Source organism: Xenorhabdus bharatensis, assembly GCF_037996705.1.
In the GTDB taxonomy this organism is placed as follows: Bacteria; Pseudomonadota; Gammaproteobacteria; order Enterobacterales; family Enterobacteriaceae; genus Xenorhabdus; species Xenorhabdus bharatensis.
Genome location: NZ_JBBMXG010000122.1, coordinates 1 through 223, shown reverse-complemented (window position 1 = coordinate 223; position 223 = coordinate 1). Strand labels below are relative to the sequence as shown.

The 223-nt window shown below is 44.4% G+C and carries 1 pseudogene; it reads left to right on the top strand.

Going from position 1 to position 223, the window contains the following annotated elements:
* Positions 1-223 (top strand): annotated as a pseudogene (locus AAC855_RS21505) (hypothetical protein); the annotation flags it as partial.

The window sequence follows — 223 nt, the reverse complement described above, 5'->3', positions numbered from 1 at the left end:
TGCCCCTGCCGGAAACTATGCGTTGAAAGGCGAAAGTTATACGAAGCCAGAGTCGGATGGGAAATATCAACCCAAAGGCCAATATCTGGAGAATGGCTATAGCTATTCTAAAGCGGAAAGTAACAGTCGATATGAATCAAAAGGTAACTATGCCCCTGCAGGGAATTATGCCTTGAAAGGAGAGAGTTACACTAAGCCAGAGTCGGATGGGAAATATCAATCT